At 62.2% G+C, this 16,589-nt stretch carries 18 protein-coding genes and 1 pseudogene; 5 read left to right on the top strand and 14 right to left on the bottom strand.

Features of this window, described 5'->3' with window-relative positions:
* Positions 1-190: 190 nt before the first annotated feature.
* Both WDS16_RS03775 and WDS16_RS03780 read left to right on the top strand, forming a co-directional pair.
* The gene (locus WDS16_RS03775; protein ID WP_338890616.1) at positions 191-874 is read left to right on the top strand and encodes a hypothetical protein; all 684 of its coding nucleotides are present in this window, start codon (positions 191-193) and stop codon (positions 872-874) included.
* 333 nt (positions 875-1,207) lie between these two features.
* Positions 1,208-1,384 carry a hypothetical protein gene (locus tag WDS16_RS03780; RefSeq protein WP_338890618.1) on the top strand — a complete coding sequence of 59 codons (177 nt, stop codon included), beginning with the start codon at positions 1,208-1,210 and terminating at the stop codon, positions 1,382-1,384.
* A gap of 321 nt (positions 1,385-1,705) precedes the next feature.
* On the opposite strand, the gene WDS16_RS03785 is transcribed toward WDS16_RS03780, so the two are convergent.
* The 4 genes from WDS16_RS03785 to WDS16_RS03800 form a co-directional block, all read right to left on the bottom strand.
* Positions 1,706-2,080 (bottom strand): hypothetical protein, encoded by a 375-nt coding sequence (locus tag WDS16_RS03785; protein ID WP_338890620.1) that lies wholly within the window; start codon positions 2,078-2,080, stop codon positions 1,706-1,708.
* Positions 2,077-3,243, bottom strand: coding sequence for a hypothetical protein (locus WDS16_RS03790; protein ID WP_338890622.1), 1,167 nt, complete (start codon positions 3,241-3,243; stop codon positions 2,077-2,079). The genes WDS16_RS03785 and WDS16_RS03790 overlap by 4 nt, the downstream gene beginning before the upstream one ends.
* Positions 3,244-3,362: 119 nt before the next feature.
* Positions 3,363-3,665, bottom strand: coding sequence for a WXG100 family type VII secretion target (locus tag WDS16_RS03795; RefSeq protein ID WP_338890625.1), 303 nt, complete (start codon positions 3,663-3,665; stop codon positions 3,363-3,365).
* A gap of 2 nt (positions 3,666-3,667) precedes the next feature.
* Positions 3,668-3,964 carry a WXG100 family type VII secretion target gene (locus WDS16_RS03800; protein ID WP_338890627.1) on the bottom strand — a complete coding sequence of 99 codons (297 nt, stop codon included), beginning with the start codon at positions 3,962-3,964 and terminating at the stop codon, positions 3,668-3,670.
* Between the two features lie 363 nt (positions 3,965-4,327).
* Here WDS16_RS03800 and WDS16_RS03805 point away from each other — a divergent pair, with 363 nt between their 5' ends.
* On the top strand, positions 4,328-4,816 hold the full coding sequence (locus WDS16_RS03805; RefSeq protein ID WP_338890628.1) for a DUF3558 domain-containing protein: 489 nt from the start codon (positions 4,328-4,330) through the stop codon (positions 4,814-4,816).
* A gap of 9 nt (positions 4,817-4,825) precedes the next feature.
* On the top strand, positions 4,826-5,206 hold the full coding sequence (locus WDS16_RS03810) for a hypothetical protein (RefSeq protein WP_338890629.1): 381 nt from the start codon (positions 4,826-4,828) through the stop codon (positions 5,204-5,206).
* A gap of 24 nt (positions 5,207-5,230) precedes the next feature.
* On the opposite strand, the gene WDS16_RS03815 is transcribed toward WDS16_RS03810, so the two are convergent.
* From WDS16_RS03815 to WDS16_RS03855, 9 genes are read right to left on the bottom strand one after another with little or no spacing between them, the layout of a single operon-like run.
* Complete coding sequence (locus WDS16_RS03815) at positions 5,231-6,556, bottom strand: aspartate aminotransferase family protein (RefSeq protein WP_422395810.1); 1,326 nt, start codon at positions 6,554-6,556, stop codon at positions 5,231-5,233.
* 7 nt (positions 6,557-6,563) lie between these two features.
* Positions 6,564-7,508 carry a choline/ethanolamine kinase family protein gene (locus WDS16_RS03820; RefSeq protein ID WP_338890632.1) on the bottom strand — a complete coding sequence of 315 codons (945 nt, stop codon included), beginning with the start codon at positions 7,506-7,508 and terminating at the stop codon, positions 6,564-6,566.
* A 7-nt stretch (positions 7,509-7,515) separates the two neighbouring features.
* Positions 7,516-8,451, bottom strand: coding sequence for a phosphotransferase family protein (locus WDS16_RS03825; RefSeq protein WP_338890633.1), 936 nt, complete (start codon positions 8,449-8,451; stop codon positions 7,516-7,518).
* Positions 8,448-9,857 (bottom strand): amidase, encoded by a 1,410-nt coding sequence (locus WDS16_RS03830; RefSeq protein ID WP_338890634.1) that lies wholly within the window; start codon positions 9,855-9,857, stop codon positions 8,448-8,450. Before WDS16_RS03830 ends, WDS16_RS03825 begins: the two co-directional genes overlap by 4 nt.
* Positions 9,858-9,867: 10 nt before the next feature.
* A complete protein-coding gene (locus WDS16_RS03835) occupies positions 9,868-10,659 on the bottom strand; it encodes an SDR family NAD(P)-dependent oxidoreductase (RefSeq protein WP_338890635.1) in 792 nt (263 codons plus the stop codon).
* Positions 10,656-11,915 (bottom strand): M20 family metallo-hydrolase, encoded by a 1,260-nt coding sequence (locus WDS16_RS03840; protein WP_338890636.1) that lies wholly within the window; start codon positions 11,913-11,915, stop codon positions 10,656-10,658. The genes WDS16_RS03835 and WDS16_RS03840 overlap by 4 nt, the downstream gene beginning before the upstream one ends.
* Positions 11,916-11,917: 2 nt before the next feature.
* On the bottom strand, positions 11,918-13,480 hold the full coding sequence (locus WDS16_RS03845) for a sodium:solute symporter family protein (RefSeq protein WP_338890638.1): 1,563 nt from the start codon (positions 13,478-13,480) through the stop codon (positions 11,918-11,920).
* A 1-nt stretch (position 13,481) separates the two neighbouring features.
* On the bottom strand, positions 13,482-13,760 hold the full coding sequence (locus WDS16_RS03850) for a hypothetical protein (RefSeq protein WP_338890640.1): 279 nt from the start codon (positions 13,758-13,760) through the stop codon (positions 13,482-13,484).
* 5 nt (positions 13,761-13,765) lie between these two features.
* Positions 13,766-14,530, bottom strand: a complete 765-nt coding sequence (locus tag WDS16_RS03855) for an inositol monophosphatase family protein (RefSeq protein ID WP_338890642.1) — start codon at positions 14,528-14,530, stop codon at positions 13,766-13,768.
* Positions 14,531-14,765: 235 nt separating this feature from the next.
* Between WDS16_RS03855 and WDS16_RS03860 the strand changes: the two genes are divergently transcribed.
* A complete protein-coding gene (locus tag WDS16_RS03860) occupies positions 14,766-15,524 on the top strand; it encodes a GntR family transcriptional regulator (protein ID WP_338890644.1) in 759 nt (252 codons plus the stop codon).
* Positions 15,525-15,635: 111 nt separating this feature from the next.
* Here WDS16_RS03860 and WDS16_RS03865 read toward each other — a convergent pair.
* Positions 15,636-16,563 (bottom strand): annotated as a pseudogene (locus WDS16_RS03865) (IS5 family transposase).
* Positions 16,564-16,589 lie beyond the last annotated feature (26 nt).

Here is a 16,589-nt window from a genome sequence, read left to right on the forward strand (position 1 = left end):
CCACCCGCAGCGCCTCGGGGTGTCGCGTGTGAGATCCCACGGATTACCGCGAATCGTATGTCGACGGCGTTCTCTCGCTCTCGATACAGCCAAAGCGAACATGTCGGTATCCCGAGGTACTGTCCGTCGAAACAAGAAATCTAGGGTCGGGGGTCTTCAGATGTCGTCGGTGTGGGTGTCCTTAGCTGTCATGACTGTTTTGATCGTTTTAGCGCTGTGGAGACGCTCCGTCTTGGTCCGCCCGCACTACGGATCGGACCAACTGCACGAGCTCGCATGTGCAGTATTGATCGACCTTCGCGAGGGTGCTCCCCGCCCGGAGTTCCCACAATTCGTCGAGCAATATTTCCGCAGGATCGGGGTGGGCATCGACGCGGGCAATCAATTGCTTGAATACATGATGAAGCAGGGGTGGGTTGTGTTGTACGGATGGTCGATGGGCCGACGAATACTCGGGCAGCATCCTCGAGTCGCACTTACACAGAACGGATGGGAACGCTCGGTTCAGCAGCTTCCGACGATTCGGGTCGAGGGTAGCTCTCGCACAGTGATCAATACTGGGGCCGGCAACCTCTATTCGTCGGGTCGCGACATTACGGTCGCCAACGAAGGTCTGACCGCATCCGACATGGAGGACTTGGCCTTCTCAGTCCGAATCGACATGGTGGGGTTGGATCCGGAGTCCAAGGATGCGGCTGCACGAATAGCCGAGGTGTTTGAGCAGGCTTCTCAGTCCGACGAAGTGTCAAGCGGGCGAATCCAGGCGTCGTTGGCTTGGCTCAAAAACAGGGTAGGCGAGGCATCGAGCCAGCTGACTGCGCGAGCAATCTGGGAATCGACAGCCGCCGTTATGCGGAGCAAAGGTTTGATATGACACCGTAGGACGTACCGGCAGGTCGTTGGTGCACACAATGCTCCGACGGGCCGAAGTGGTCGAACGTGTCACGGTCCCGCTGTCTGCGGGTCTGCTGACTGACACGGCAACGTACTTCGCGAGCCTCGACGAGTACAGGAAGGGCGATGTCGAGCCGATAATCCGGCGGCTGAATGCTGCGACGTTCGCTGCAGTGTCCAATGGCCGCATGCTGGTCGACGACCTGGCTTCTGCGAGGGAACGTTTCATCGACAGCACCGTTGCACGCCGGGAATCCGTCGTGTGGCGACTTGTCGATGCGTTGGTGGCTAACCGGTCATCGACAATGCGTTCGTGCAGAGAACATTCGGTGTCAGCGACATGTCTGCGCAACGAGCAATCGATCGACTCGTCGACGCCGGTGTTCTGCATCAGACGTCCAAGGGGCGACGAAACCGCGTATGGCAAGCCGGCGAGATGCTCGATGCGCTCGATCGGTTCGCCGAACGCACCCGTCGGGCCCGGAGGTAGTGGGACTCGAACGTTCGGGGGACCTCGCACACGGGTGGCGGAGACACGGTCAGTCGCTACAGCAGTGACCGACCCTCTCGGGCTCCAGCGCCGGGTCGAGCATTCGATTGCCAACGAAGCCCTCGGTTTCGGTGCAGGATGACGCGGCTGACCGGCAGGCATGACCGGCCAGCCCTCGGTATCCACGCCGTCGAGTACAGGGTCCGGTTCGAGTAGCCGTCGGCCGTCCACGCGTCCAGGCTCAACGCCGGCTGCATGCTCGTAACGTCACAGTGTCTCCTCGTTCGGCAGTTTGGCTCCGGCCTGAAGTCTTCGGGCTTCTCAGTCGAAGACGAACTGCGGTTCTGACTCCGATCGAATGTGGACCTGCCCCCAGTCACCTTCGGCGATGTAAAGGCCTTGCTCGAATACGAGTGAGTCGATGTTGCCCAAGTCGACTTCGCCTGTTGCGTCGGTGTATTGCTGGGTGGACCGATTTATCCATGTGATGTCGGTGACGTGTTCGAACACCAGTTTCCCACGCGCGTAGCAGTATTGCTCATCGGGTTTCGGTGGCGCGTAGCGCGCGCTGTCAGGAGTCAAAACCGCATCGAGCGCGAACGTGAACTTCCGGGGCGCCTCGGATATGGATAGGACATAGCTGTCCTCCAGATATACGCCTGCAAGCCCCCGCAGCTGCGAGTAGTCGTTGTTCACGGTAGGTCCCATTCGATCGGGGTGTGGTTACCAGGGCTTCTTCGGGCTACTTCGTTGCCGAAGGGGTCAATCCGTTGACCGTCGGCGTTTCTGATTTCGACGTGCGGTCCCGCGCTTCCTGGTGCCCTGTCTGAGCCGCTCTTGATTGTCAACCGTGTCACTCCGTTTTCGTCGATGTACTTCGGCGGCCCATTGGCCGTTTGTATCTTGGTCCAACCCTCCGAACGTGCATACTCGTCCAGTTCTGAAGCCTTCGGCTTGTTTCCGTGTGCAAACAGCTCGTCGATGTTCCGTTTTGATGGTGACCGACGTGCGGCGTCGACAACCTTCTTGCCGATCGATTTGATGCGAATCAGTACTCGTTGGATCACCGCCAGATCTGCGCCGACCCTCACACCTCTGCCGATATTCTTCGAAATGGTCCAGGCCGCAACTCCGTCACGTATCAGCGTTCCGAACTTCTTGATGGTTGCTGCGGATTTCGCGGTTCCGACAACTGCCGACGCACCGAAGCTGACGAATGCCGCGGCGATCGATATGGCTGCAGTGATCGCAAGTTCTTCCGCGAGATCAACCAGTAGCCCATACAGCTGAGATCGAAGCTCATCGATGTTCGCGGCGTACTCGTCGCAGGAGTCGGCAAGTTCGGCAGCCGCGAACTGTATGGCTTGGATGCTTGTTCGGAGGTCATCCAAGTCATCGAGAATCAGATCGGTTTCTGCCGATTCGATGTCGAAGAACAGGTTCTCTGCTGAGCGGAAGCAACCGAAAACGTCCTCGATCCCCGCGCTCACACTCAGATCCCGCCATACCGCACCAGCTCGCCGAAGCTTGTCGGTGTCGCCGTCGGGTACCGGGATTCCCACAGCGTTCGCGATACCGAGTGCCTCGTCCTCCAGCCCTACGCCTGTCCCGCCGGCTGATTCTTGCAATACCACAGAGCAACCCGGCACGACCGCAGGCAGAGCTGGCGGTGTGGGAGGAACCGTCGACGACCCGTTGGCCGAGCTCTCCGCCAGAGCGTGATTGTGCCCGACCTGGTTCAGGACGGCGCAGTAGTTCTCCAACGCGCGAACAACGTCATCGAGGCCGGCCAACAGGGTCGATGCACGTTCGTCGTAGGTCGAGGCCCACTCTCGTGCAGTGTCGTGCGACCCGGCCATTCCGCCTGTTGTAGACAGCGCTGAAGTCGATTCGGTCGCAACCTCATAGGTGATTACTGCTGCTTCGTTGCAATGGGTAGCGGCTGAGTACAGCGCCGCCGGCGACGCAGATTGCCTGGTCAAGGTCTGCCTTGAAGTAGCATGCTCGAGTTGCCCTCGAATGCTGCAGAATACGTTTCGCACGCTGATTTCGTGGACGCCGCCAGTGCGGAAATATCGGTGGCCAGGGTCTCTGCGGAACGAACCCACTCGCGGTAGGCGACCTGAAACGCGTCCGCCGCTGGCCCCGTCCACACCGTCGGAAGACTCGTCGCTGAGGCGTCGGCGGCGAGCAGACATTGTCGGACGAAGAACGCGAAATCGTCTATCCTGCGCGTCAAGGCTTGGAGTTCGTCGAGATCGACGGTGTAGTCGTGGTCCATGGCTAGTCCAAGTTCAGGTGTCGGATCGACGTGGTGTTTGCCGACTCCGTGGATTGGTAGTCCGAACCTGACAGACTCAGCCCGTTGATCAGCTCTTCCAGTTGACGGACTACGAGCACACCGCCGTCATGAAGTGCTGACCATCGCGATTGGTGGTCGTTCGCCGCAGCTCCCAACCAGTGATCGCCGATAGTCTTTTCGACGTCCGTCGACATAGCTGTCAAGCCCTGCTGAAGTTCGTCCGCGATAGAAGTTAGCGCATGTGCCACGTTCGACAGGGCCGCTGGATCTACGTCCATGATGAGTAAACCTTCGATACTGGGCAGCGGCCTGGTCGGTCCGCCAAGGGCGGACGAAGAACTGCGCGTACGGATTCCCTGGCAAACATCTCGACAGAATTCAAAATGGACCCCCCGGTCTCGACTCGTCCAGCAATCTACACGAGGTCGTCGCAGACCGGATCTGCACGCTTGCGCCGTTGAGCGCACCCCGGTGGAGTCTTTGACTAGCACAACCGGAGTCGGCATGAGGCACGCTCAAGGACAAGCCCCAGCTACGGCTGAGATAACAATCGGAACCGATGAGAGCCCCGATGCGTCTAACCTATCGACTGGCTCTGGAGGAGGGGATTAGTGCGGATACGGGTGGCGATGCTTGTCGCTGTGGCAGCTCTGCTCGCCGGATGCGGTGACGGTGTCGAGGGGAGTCCGGTCGCGGCTGAGCGGTGGGATCCGTGCAGCATCACCCCAGATGCCATCGCGGCGACTGGACTGGACCCGTCCTACCGAATGGAAGGCTGGGGTGAGGGAGTAACGGTCCCAGACTGGGGACGATGCGTGTTCCGGCCGCCGGGCGTCGAGTCTGCGTATGGGTTGAGTGTGATGTCCTCTGTCGACCACACGATCGCTGAAGCTCGCGCAAACTCATCCAACCGTGACGGCCGTGACTTGGAGGTGGGCGGGCGTGATGCATTCATCTACAAGACGGAGGACGGCGCCGCTATCAGGGACTGCAAGATTGCCGTCGACGTACCGCCGGGTGTCGTGGTGTTCACGGCGCTCTACGACAAAGACGATGGGGTAGATCCCTGCGAAGTTGTATTGAAACATGTCAATGATCTGGAAGGTGCGGTCCCTGCCGCGCCCAGGTAGGAGGTCTCGATGACTAGTCCAGTCGAACCATCGACATATTGGCAGGCGCTCGCAGTGGCTGCGGACCACGGCAATCTGTATCTCAATCCCGAGGCGGCAAAGGCGTGTACTAGCGCTTGCGACAATTACATTCTGAAGTTGAAAGAGCATCAGCAGTCCGCAAGGGATCTGGCCAACATCAGCGGTTGGGGTGACTTCGATTCGGGCAAGGCACTACAGCGAATCTTCTCGGAGAAGGCGGCCGGCGGCGCAAACAACATGGTCGACGTCCTCCAGAGCCACATCGACGTCGTCGAGGAGATGAAGGTCGTCTTCGGTAAATTCTTCTCCGCAACCGAGGCCGCTGACGACACCAACGCCGCCGACCTCCAGTCCCACGGGCCGAAGTAGCGTCCGACCGACAACCCGCCAGCGCTACCCGATCCCCAACACCCCCGCCAACTCGGCGACAAACAGGTCGACCTCCTCCCCACCTATGACCAGCGGCGGACGAATCTTGAGCGTGTTCCCGAAACACCCGGTAGCCGAGATCAACACTCCACGCTCCCGCATCGCGTTGACCACCCGCAGCGCCTCGGCTGGATTCGGTTCCCCACCAGGCCCGACGAACTCGACCCCCACGAACAACCCCGCTCCCCGGACGTCACCGATCGACTCGACCTCCGAAGCGACCCCTCGCAACCCCGCGACCAACCGGGCGCCCATCGCCGAGGAATTGGTCACCAGCTCCTCGTCTCGGATCACGTCGAGTACCGCCTGTGCGGCCGCGATCGTTACCGGATTCCCACCGAAGGTGTTGAAATAGCGTAAATCCCGACCGAACTGCTCGGCCAGCGAACCCTGCATCATCAATCCCGCAATGGGCATCCCGTTGCCCATCGGCTTGCCCATCGTCACGATATCCGGCAGCAACCCGTGCCGTTCGAAGCCCCACATCGACGACCCGAGCCGACCGAACCCCGGCTGCACCTCATCGGCTATCAACAGCCCGCCGGCAGCGTGAACAGCGTCGTCAGCCGGCTTCAAGAACGGCGTCGGCTCCGGCAACACTCCGTCGGAGGCGAAGATCGAGTCGATCAACAATGTCGCGAAGCCGATTCCCGATGCCTGAAGGTCATCGATCTGCGTCTGCACATGCTCGGCGAACCACGTCCCCAGATCCCCATCCACGCGGTAGGCATCCGGGGCCGGGACCGTTCGCACCCAGGGCGCATTGCGCACGGACGCCGGACCCATCGACGGTGAACACGCCGCCACATCCACCGTCCCACCGTGATAGGCGCTTTCGGTGACGATGACACCTTGCCGTCCGGTCGCGTGCCGTGCGATACGAAGAGCCAGATCGTTCGCCTCCGACCCCGTGCACGTGAACATGGCCGTCGTCAGCTCGTCGGGGAACGTCGCGATCAGGTCCTCCGCGTAGCCGATCACCGCATCATGCAGATACCGCGTATGCGTGTTGATCAGCGACATCTGCCGACTCACGGCCTCCACCACCCGCGGATGACAATGCCCCACGCTCGCGACGTTGTTGTACATGTCCAGGTAGCGGGTGCCTTTGGTGTCGTAGACGTACACGCCGTCACCGCGCACCAGCTCGAGCGGCTTCTCGTACATCAGGTGATACGCAGGCCCGAGAACTCGACGACGTCGGTCGATCAATTCACGAGTGCGGGGATCCAAGGAAGCAGAAGACCCGTCGAATCCGTTGACGTTCAACGCCCCTACTCGATCGAGAATAGCCACCTCACAATCCCTGAAGCCAGAATGCCCACCGCGGATCGGCCATCTTCAGCCGCGCCCGAGCGAGCTTCCACGCACCGTACTTGTGATAGTCGAAATCCCATGCCGTACTGAGCTTGTGGTTCATGCAGCCCCACAGACCCCATTTGACGTCGGCGAGCGCACTGCATACCTGCACCCGGGAGATCATCGACCACTCCGCTTTGCCGTAGAACTCTTCGATCAGCTCCATCGTCTGCTGCTCGCCGTAGAACATCTCGGTCACCATCACCGCAAGCTCGTACGCCCGATCGTTGTTCGACGCGAACTCGTAGTCCACCAACTTCATCGGCTTGCCCGGTGCGACGAGAATGTTGCCGGGCATCGGATCGTTATGGCACGCAACCAGATCCAAACCGGACGCGAGCATCGCGTGCTTTGCCTGGCCGTATTCGGCGAGGATCACATCGGCATCGCGGGGGAGTCGCACACCCAGCTCGTTGACCTGGTCGAGGTGCTCGTCGATCATGTCGAAGATCGTCTTGGTGACGCTGAGCTTGTCCCCGGAATGCAGCACCCGATACAGGTCGATGATGCCCAACGGAATCTCCGGACGTTTCAAATCGCCGTTGGTGCAGGCGCGATACTCCTCGAGAAATTCGATCACCTCCACACCCGTCACTGGGTCGAAGAGAACCACCTCCGGCCCGATGTCGAGAGCACCCGCCCGTCGAGCAGCTTCGTTGGCCAGCGAGCGGTCGATGAACGACTCCGACCCTGCACCAGGCAGCTTCATGAAGTAGCGCTTCGGTTTCCCGTCGACGGTGATGCGCCAGTTGCTGTTCATCAACCCGCCGGGCACTGGGGTATAGGTGATGTTCAGACCCTCCCACTCCGCGACAGCGGCGAGCGCCTTCTCCACTTGCCGCTCGGGTTCGGTACGGGCAGATCCCACTGCGATCTCGTTCATGTCCACCTCAGATGTTCCGTACTCGGTCGTCGAAATGCGGGTCGCGCAGTCCAGCGCGTGCCCGCAGGAACTGCCAGTCGGAGAACTTCGAATACTCGTGCGTCCCCGGCTTCACTGCATCGCAGTACAGTCCGATCAGCGCCCAGCGCAACGAGTCCGCAATGCCGTAGATCCGCGCCCGATCGAACAGGGCACTGTCGAACGACCCCCACGCCATCTCGAACACCTCACGCGCATCGGAATCGAACGGCCGAATCTCCGCGAGCAGTGCTCCGATGTCCTGGAGAGGATCCATCAGCGCCGCGACATCCCAATCGACGAGCCGAATGCTGCCGTCATCGAGCACCAGAACGTTGGAGGCGTTGCCATCACCGTGGCAGGGGACGACGTCGTAGCCGGCCGACTCGATGCGGGCCTGCGCAGGCCCGAGTGTGCGCAACATCCAGTCGAAGTCGGCGGGCAATGCGCCGCCGACCTTCTCGACCAGATTCCGAGCATGCGCGAGGTCGTCGAACACCGAAGCCCGACGCGCAACCCCGTCCACACCATGCACCGACGCCCGCAGTGCCACCAGCTTCTCGACGTTGGCATCCTCGTCGAACAGATCCAGCGTCGCGGTATGGCACATGCCGGTGAAGTCCTCCATGACCAGCACACCGGAGTCGGAGTCGGAGATGAAGATCTTCGGTCCGATGCCTGTGTCACCAGCGGCCGTGGCAGCCGCGAATGCACCCTCGATGTCGACGTAGTCGCGTGCGTGCGGTTCCATGACCTTGACGAATGCGGCTGACCCGGCGGAAGCGTCGGCGACCGAAGCCCTGGCCGAATAGCGCTCCGAGTCGGCGCCCCACCAGCTCGGGCTTGCCATCGTCGTGCCGGGATCCAACGTCAGTTCGGCGGATGCCCACACGCCCAACTCGCTCAATGTCTGCCGTACGGTCATCCGAGTGCTCCGATCTTGTCCGCGGCCACAGCTGTCGGCCAGTTCATCTCGATCTCCCGTGCACCTTCGAGCCACTTCGTCAGCCGCAGCACCGCCTGGTCTGCGAACCGCGGACCGGCGACCTGAATCCCGACGGGCATGTGCTCGCTGAATCCGAAGCACAACGCCGACGCAGGCTGAGCCGTCTGGTTGAACCACGCCGTGAAACTGCAGTGACCGAGCGGCTGCACCGGATCGAGCCCGACCTCATCGGCAGCGAACCCGACAGTGGGAATGACCGGACTGATCACGAAATCGAACTCGCTCGTCCTTGCCCGCACGATCTCCTGCGATCGCATTACCGCCTCGGTATCCCGCGAGAACTGAGCCGCAGAGTGATTCGCCGCCTCCGAAGCCCAATCTGCGACAGCAGGTAGAACCTGCGACCGGCGATCCTCGGGAATGGACTCCCACTCGGTCCGAGCACGCACCTGGAACAGTCGATCGAGCGCCGGGTACGGATCCTCACGGAAGATCGGTGGCATCGTGGTGACCAGGGCACCCGCTGCCATCAGTTCCGCTGCTGCAGAATGGACCACGCGCAGCACTTCGTCGGAAATGGTTGTGCCGTAGCCCATGTCGAGCATGACGCCGATGCGAAGTCCGGCAGGGTCGAGGGCCGCGTGAATGCCGGCGGTGTCCTCGGGCGGCAGGCTCCAGGTGTCCCGTGGATCGGGCCGGCTGATGACGCGGTAGAGGTCGATCAGATCGCCGATGCTACGCGCCATCGGCCCGGCGGATCGCATGGTCGACGGCGCAGTGTGTGGGATGCGTCCCTGCGTCGGCTTGAGCGCAACGAGCCCGCAGTGCCCGGCGGGAAGCCGTACCGATCCGGCGATATCCGAACCGACAGAACCGAAACCGATGCCCGACGCCAGAGACGCTCCCGCACCTGCGCTCGACCCGCCGGTATTGCGGGAGAGGTCCCAGGGGTTGCGGGTGATTCCGTAGAGGGAGCTGACGCCGGCGGCCATCATGCCCATGTCGGGCATTGTCGTCTTGCCTACGATGACGGCGCCCGCTTCTTTCAATCGTGCGGCCGGGGGAGCGTCGACGGTGGACATGGGCAGGTTCGCGTTCGCGGCGACACCGTGCCGCCAGGGCATCCCGATCGCATGCACACTGTCCTTGATCGTCACCGGGATACCGTCGAGGTCGCCGCGGGATCGTCCCGAGATGAGGCGGTCCGTCGCTGCCTGTGCGGCAGCACGAGCACCCGGTTCGTCCACGTAGGCAAGCGCATTGATCACCGGATCGGTTGCCGCGACGTGTTCGAGGGTCGCGTCCAACACGTCGAGCGGGCTGGTCTCGCCAGTCCGGAACGCTTCGCGTATCGCTGCGAGAGGCTGGGTGAGAAGGGGGTTCATCGAGCGCCTTTCATGCCGATACCGCGGATGCCACCGGGACCACAGGAGTGCCGACCAGCCAGCCGCCGTCCACAGCGATGATTTCGCCGCAGATGTGGTTGGACAACTGTGACGACAGGAACAGCACCGTATCCGCAATCTGTTGCGGATCAGCCCATTTGCCGTTCGGGGTCTGTGCTTCCAACGCGCCACGGATAGACGCGTCGTAGATCGCGGTCATGTCGGTTTCGACGAAGCCCGGCGCGACACCGTTGACGTTGATGCCCAGGGGTGCGTAGTCGATGCCGACCTGGCGGGTGAAGTTGACCATCGCACCCTTCGCCGCGCAGTAGCCGGCAAAGCCGGGGTTCGCACGCAACCCGCTGATCGACGCCACATTCACCACCTTGCCGCCCTTGCCGGCGTCGACCATGTGCCGTATCGCCGCCCGCGTGCAGAAGAACGTCCCATCGACGTTCACCGCGAAGATCGACCGCCACGCCTCGTCGCTCGTCTCGAGTACCGTTCCGGCGCTGAGCACCCCGGCGTTGTTGACGAGAATATCGATGCCGAACCGGGTTGCAACATCACCGAACACAGCGTCGACCTGCTGGGAATCGGCGATGTCCAGCAATACGGATTCGGCGATACCCCCTGCTGCAGTGATGACGTCCGAGGTCGACGCACCGTCTGTGCGGAGCGCATCGCTGCGATCGGCGATCACCACGCGCGCGCCCGCCGCAGCCAACGTGGTGGCCACAGCTCGCCCGATGCCTCGGGAGCCGCCGGTGACCACTGCGGTCTTGCCGGTCAAGTCGATCATCTCTGCCTGCTTCCTGCGCTCGTCAGTTCGGTAGCCTTTGCGACGCCGATGTCGCCTCGGACCATGCGGGCGACGGTCTCGGTCAGCATCGTGACGCCATCGAGTAGGTCGCTGTCGCGCGTGAGTTCCTTTTCGCTGTGCGAGATGCCGTCGACGCTGGGAACGAACAGCATGACCGTCGGGACGATGTCTTTCAGGTTGACCGAGTCGTGGCCGGCCATCGTGAGCATCCGCCGATACGACAGGCCCAGGTCTTTCGCGGCTTCTTCGGCGAGTTCGACGCCCTCGCTCTGGTAGCTGGTGGACGGCCGTAGTGCGGAGGAGTCGATGCTGACGTGGACTTCTGTTTCCTGAGCGATGGCCGCGAGCAGCATGTCGTGGGCCTGCTCGAGCACGTCGGGATCGGAGGATCTGACGTCGATGGCCATGGTGACCTTCGACGGCACGACGATGGGAGAGTTGGGCTCGACATCGAATTGCCCGACCGACGCCAGCAGCAGACCGTCGGGGAACTGCGTGGTGAGTTCCCGTGCAGCGAGAACGATCTTGCTGGCGCCGACCAACGCGTCATGTCGCAGTGCCATGTGTGTTGCGCCGGTGTGCGACTGCTCGCCGTGCACGGTGATCGAGTACTTTCGTGCAGCCCAGTTGGCGGTCACGATCCCGATGGTCGTGCCCTCCTGCTCGAGGATCGGACCCTGTTCGATGTGGATCTCGGTGTAGGAGACGGCGTCGAGCTGTTGGTCTTCGCCGTGGAAGCCGATATCGGACAGAGCATCTCGGACTGTGATGCCACCGCGGTCGGTGACCTTCAGGATGTCGTCGGCGTCGAACTTACCGATGAAGACCCCGCTCCCCATGAGACTGGGCGAGAAGCGGGAACCTTCTTCGTTGAACCAGTTGACCACCGCGAGGTTGAACTGCGGAGTCACAGAGCCACGTTCGACGCATTCGATGACCTGATACGCGGCGTGGGCCGCGGCGAGTACACCGTAGGCACCGTCGTACTTGCCGGCCGTCGGTTGACTGTCGAGATGCGATCCGACGAGCACGTAGGGAGCACCGGGTACGAACTCGATGCTGCCATACATGTTTCCGACAGCGTCGACGGTGGTGGTGAGGCCGTTCCGGTCGAACCAGTCGGCGAGGAACCACCTGGCTCGACCGTCGTCCGCAGTCGCTGCCTCGCGGTGCACGCCACCATTGGCGGTGGCACCGAACGAGGACAGTGTCGCGAAATCGTCCAAGAACGTCACGGTCAGATCTTTTCCGGGGCGGGGTTGGTGGCGAGTTCCTCGATCTGATCCTCGAAGGACAGGTCGACGGGTGCGATGCGGGTGGGACGCTTGCCGACCTCGAACATCTCGTTGACGCGTGCCTTCTCCTCGGCCGTGGTGCCGGTGGCCTTGGAGACGATGAGGAAGACGGCCAGGTTGACGGCCATGCCGACGACGCCGCCGGTGAGGCTGCCGAGTCCGGCGATGTCGTCCGGGTAGATCGCGGTGAGGACGAGTGCGGTGACGAAGCCGGAGACCATGCCGGCGACTGCTCCCTTACCGTTGCCGCCGCGCCAGAAGACACCGAGGAACAGGGGGATGGCGAGCTGCACGACGCCTTGATATGAGATCTGCGCGAGGAGCTGGAGTCGCGTCATGTTGAAGGTGGCGTAGGCGACGATGGCCGCGGCCGCCATGAACGCGAGCATGCTGCCTTTGGCCACTTTGGTGAGCTGGCTGTCGGTGAGCTGACGCTTCTCGGAGTTGACGAGGTCGTTGGCGATCTGCAGGCCGCAGACCTGGACACTGCCGTCGATGTGGCCCATGGATGCGGCGAAGACCATGGTGGCGCCGAGTCCGAGGAGCCACGTTCCGCCGTAGCTCTCCATGATGGTGAACCAGCCGGTCTGTGGGGAATCGGCGACGGCAGGCATCACCGTGCTGGCGATTCCGACGAGCATGAGCAGGGAGTAGAAGACTCCGGAGATCAGGACGGTGCGGATGGTGCCGGACTTGACTGCGCGAACGCTCGACGCGGTGTAGATGCGCTGGAAGCTCGTCGGCCAGCAGAGCGATCCGACGACGCCGGTGAAGATGAGCGCGAAGAGGTAGAACGGTCCGTAGGAGTCGCCGTCGCCGGGGACGCGGAGGTACTGGTCGGCGACGTCGCCCAGAGTGCCGAAGCTGATCGGGCCACCGGCGATACCAGAGAGCAGGATCAGGCACAGTGCGGCGGAGAAGACGTAGGCGACGATGCCCTGGAACATGTCGGTCATGATCAGCCCGCGCATGCCCATCTTGACGGTCCAGTACTGACGGATCACGATGACGGCCAAGCCGACGAACAGGCAGGTGGTGACGGACCATGCTCCGGCACTGGCGATCTGGAAGACCTCACCGAGCGCCTGCATGCCGAGGACCACCCATGGGAACAGTGACACGATACCGATGACGCTGGCGACGACCTTGGTGCCGCGCGAGTTGAAGCGCAGGCCGAGCAGGTCGGGCTGTGAGCGAAGGTTGTACTTCGCACCCCAGCGCCATGCTCGGGTAGCCATGAAGTACATCATCGCGACGCCGAGACTGGAGTACGCGAGACCGTAGAGGCCGAACACTCCTGCGCCGCTGGCGAGTCCGAAGAACGCGATGAACACCGATCCGGGCCACCACGAGTTGACGTAGCTCATCGCGACGTACCAGGGACCGTAGCTGCGCCCGCCGACGGAATACTCGTCGAACGTGGGTGAGGACTTCTGTTGGGTGGTGTACAGAATGAAGATGACGATGGCGTAGAAGACGCCGAGCATTCCCAGCATGATCAACATGTCATTCTCCAGTCAGCGGGGTGGTAGCGGGGAGGAGGTCCTCGTCGAGTTCGCCGCGGATGTCCTCGACGATGTAGAGGCCCCAGAGAGTCAGTCCGAGAACGACTCCGTTGATAAGCCAGTACATGATGGCGAACGGAATACCGAGGATCTCGAAGCGAATTCCGCTGCTCCACATGTACAACGGAGGGAACAGTGCGACGAGCAGAGCGAGTGCGTAGATGCTGCCGAAGAACATCATGATGCTCTTCCGGCTCAGGCCGCGAATGTACTCTTTCATGTGCGTCATCCTTGGTTGACTATTTTGAGAACCGAGTCGTGTACTGTGCCGTTGGACGCAATACCGTTGCCGCCATCGAAGTCTCGTGCTCCGTCCAGCGTGGTGAACCTGCCGCCAGCCTCTTCGATGATGACCGGCATGGGAGCGAGATCGTAAGCCTGCGTGGTGTAGTCGACGATCGCCTCGGCCTGGCCGCACGCGACCATCATGTAGCCGTAGGCGTCGCCCCAGGTGCGTAGAACAGCGCCTGCGGCGTGCAGGTCGACGATGACGTCGGGGTGCCAATCCTCGAGCCACGTCGCCATGACGTAGGCGCCGTCGAGTTCTGTTCTGTCCGAGACGTGAACTTGGGTGCCGTTCTTCCAGCAGCCCTTCCCGCGCTCGGCGTGCATGAGCACGTCCGCATTGGGGATGTTGATGACGCCGAAGACGATGTCGTTGTCTTCCTGTAGCGCTATCAGGTTGGCGTACAACGGAACTCCGTGTACGAAGGACTTGGTGCCGTCGATGGGGTCGACGATCCAGCGATACTGCGAGGTGCCGATGGTTTCGTCGAACTCTTCGCCGAGAAAGCCGTCGTCGGGGAAGTGTTCGGATACTGCGTTTCTGATGTGTTGCTCGATCTCACGGTCCGCCTGCGTTACCGGGGAACCATCCTGTTTGTGCTCGACGGCGAGTGCCGACGTGTCGAACCAACGGCGGGCGATCTCTCCCGCCGAGCGGGCGAGCTCCACGCCGAGTGCGGCGCGAGCCGACCGGGAATCTTCCACAGTGGTGCACCTTTCGGTAGGAGTTCTTCTCTTGACGGGTAGAACGATGCGCGTAGACCATTTCTGGTTTTGTTCGTCGTGTGTGAACTGCGTGTAACGCGTGGCTCGGGTGAAACGTCATAGGACACCAACGGTGTTAATCGTGCGTAAATCTGCAGGTAGATGAACATTGAATGGGTTCTAAGGGGGTTAGGTTTGTCCTGTACTTGTAATCGGAGGTGGACCGTTGCTGATCATGGAACACACCCATGCCGCGCTACTCCGGCTGGTGGGCGAACTCGAACAGCGCTCGGTGGCCCGGCTCCCACCGGAGCGTGAGCTGGCCGAACGACTGGGAACCTCGCGTACCACCGTTCGCAAAGCCATGGACCTGCTCGAGCGTGACGGGGTGATCCGCCGCTTGAAGGGCAGGGCAGGCGGTGCGTACTTGACCTCGGTCGCGCCGGCATCACCGTCGCCGGAGAGCGCCAGATCGGTGTGCCAGAGCCGCAGATTGCTGCGCAGCCTCAACACCGTCAAGGGCGTGCCACAGATGTTGCACGAGCAAGGTTTTCGTGATGGGACCAAGGTGATCTCGGCTCGGATGGCCACGCCGTCGGAGAGTGCGGCCCGGGTGTTGGGCGACGGACCAGCTGTGTCGTTGCTGCGCCTGCGATTCGCCGACGGTGACACCCTGTCGCTGGAGCAGATGTACCTGAACGGCAGTCTCTGTGGGCGGGTGCTCGGGGCGCCGCTCAACTCGGTGTACGAGACGTTGCGCAACAAGTTGGGGATTTCCGTCTGCATGGCCGACGAGTCGATCGAACTGGCCACGCTCGGTTCCTCGGCAGGGGCGTTGCTCGGGCAACCCGAGGGCACGGCGGTGCTCAAGCTCGAGCGCATCGGATACGACCAAGAGGCCAGGCCCGTCGAGTATTCGGTGGATCTGTTCCGGGCGGATCGGACGAGGTTGAACGTGCGGACCAGCTCGTTGGTGAGCGCGTCGCTGACCTAGGCCGCGTGCCTCCTGGGGCCTCCGGCCGCGCGGGCTGCCGTGGGCCTCCGGCCCCAGTGGCACGGTTAAGTTTCCCCTGGTGCGCTTTTCCGTGCCACTAGAGCGTGTCTCTTAAATTGGGTCCGTTTTCGTTTTCATCGCCGGGCGGTGGTTGTGGTTGCGGGAGTGCAGAACTGCCGCGCACAGGACAACGCCCCCGAGGAATGTCATGGCGTACTTGTCATATCGAGTGGCCACACCACGCCACTGTTTGAGCCGCCCGAAGCCACGCTCGACGGTGTTGCGGTGCTTGTACATCGTCGGATCGAAACCCGGTGGACGACCACCGGCGGACCCCTTGTCGGCCCGTCGCTGCTTCTGGTCGCTGCGCTCGGGAATGGTGTGTTTGATCTTGCGGCGACGCAGTTCGGTGCGGGTACTGGGATGGGTGTACGCCTTGTCGGCGAGCAATCGGTAGTCCTGGTCCCCACCGGCAGCTCGGTGGGCATCGAGCAACGGCACCAACTGTGGATTGTCCCCGGCTTGCCCACCGGTCAGCAGCATCGTCACCGGCGAGCACGTCAGGTCGGTCAGTGCATGGATCTTCGTGGTGAATCCTCCGCGAGATCGACCCAACGCGTGGTCAGCGGGTTCGTCGACGGATTTCTTGTAATTCGACAAGGCCCCCTGTGAGAGTGTCGGCTCGCGCACCGGCCGCATGCTGATGCGCCCGGACGCTGGTCGAGTCGATCGAGAGCACCGCCCCGATATCGCCGTCGAGTTCTTCCGGGTCGAGACCGAACACCTCGGCCACCGCGGCAAGCATCTCGTCGTAGGTGCCATCGAAGGACCATCGGTGGTGGCGTTTCCACACCGTCTGCCACGGACCGAAGTCCTCCGGCAGATCTCGCCACGGACACCCGGTACGGAATCGGTATGCGATGCCCTCCAGAATTCGCCGGTGCTCGGCGAACCGCCGCCCACGTTTTCCCACGTCGGTGGGTATCACTGGCTCGACGATCTCCCAGAACTCGTCACTGATCACTCCCACGCGCGTCATCGAAATATCATCGCTGACAGCACCTC

The sequence above is a fragment of the Rhodococcus sovatensis genome, assembly GCF_037327425.1.
Lineage (GTDB): Bacteria > Actinomycetota > Actinomycetes > Mycobacteriales > Mycobacteriaceae > Rhodococcoides > Rhodococcoides sovatense.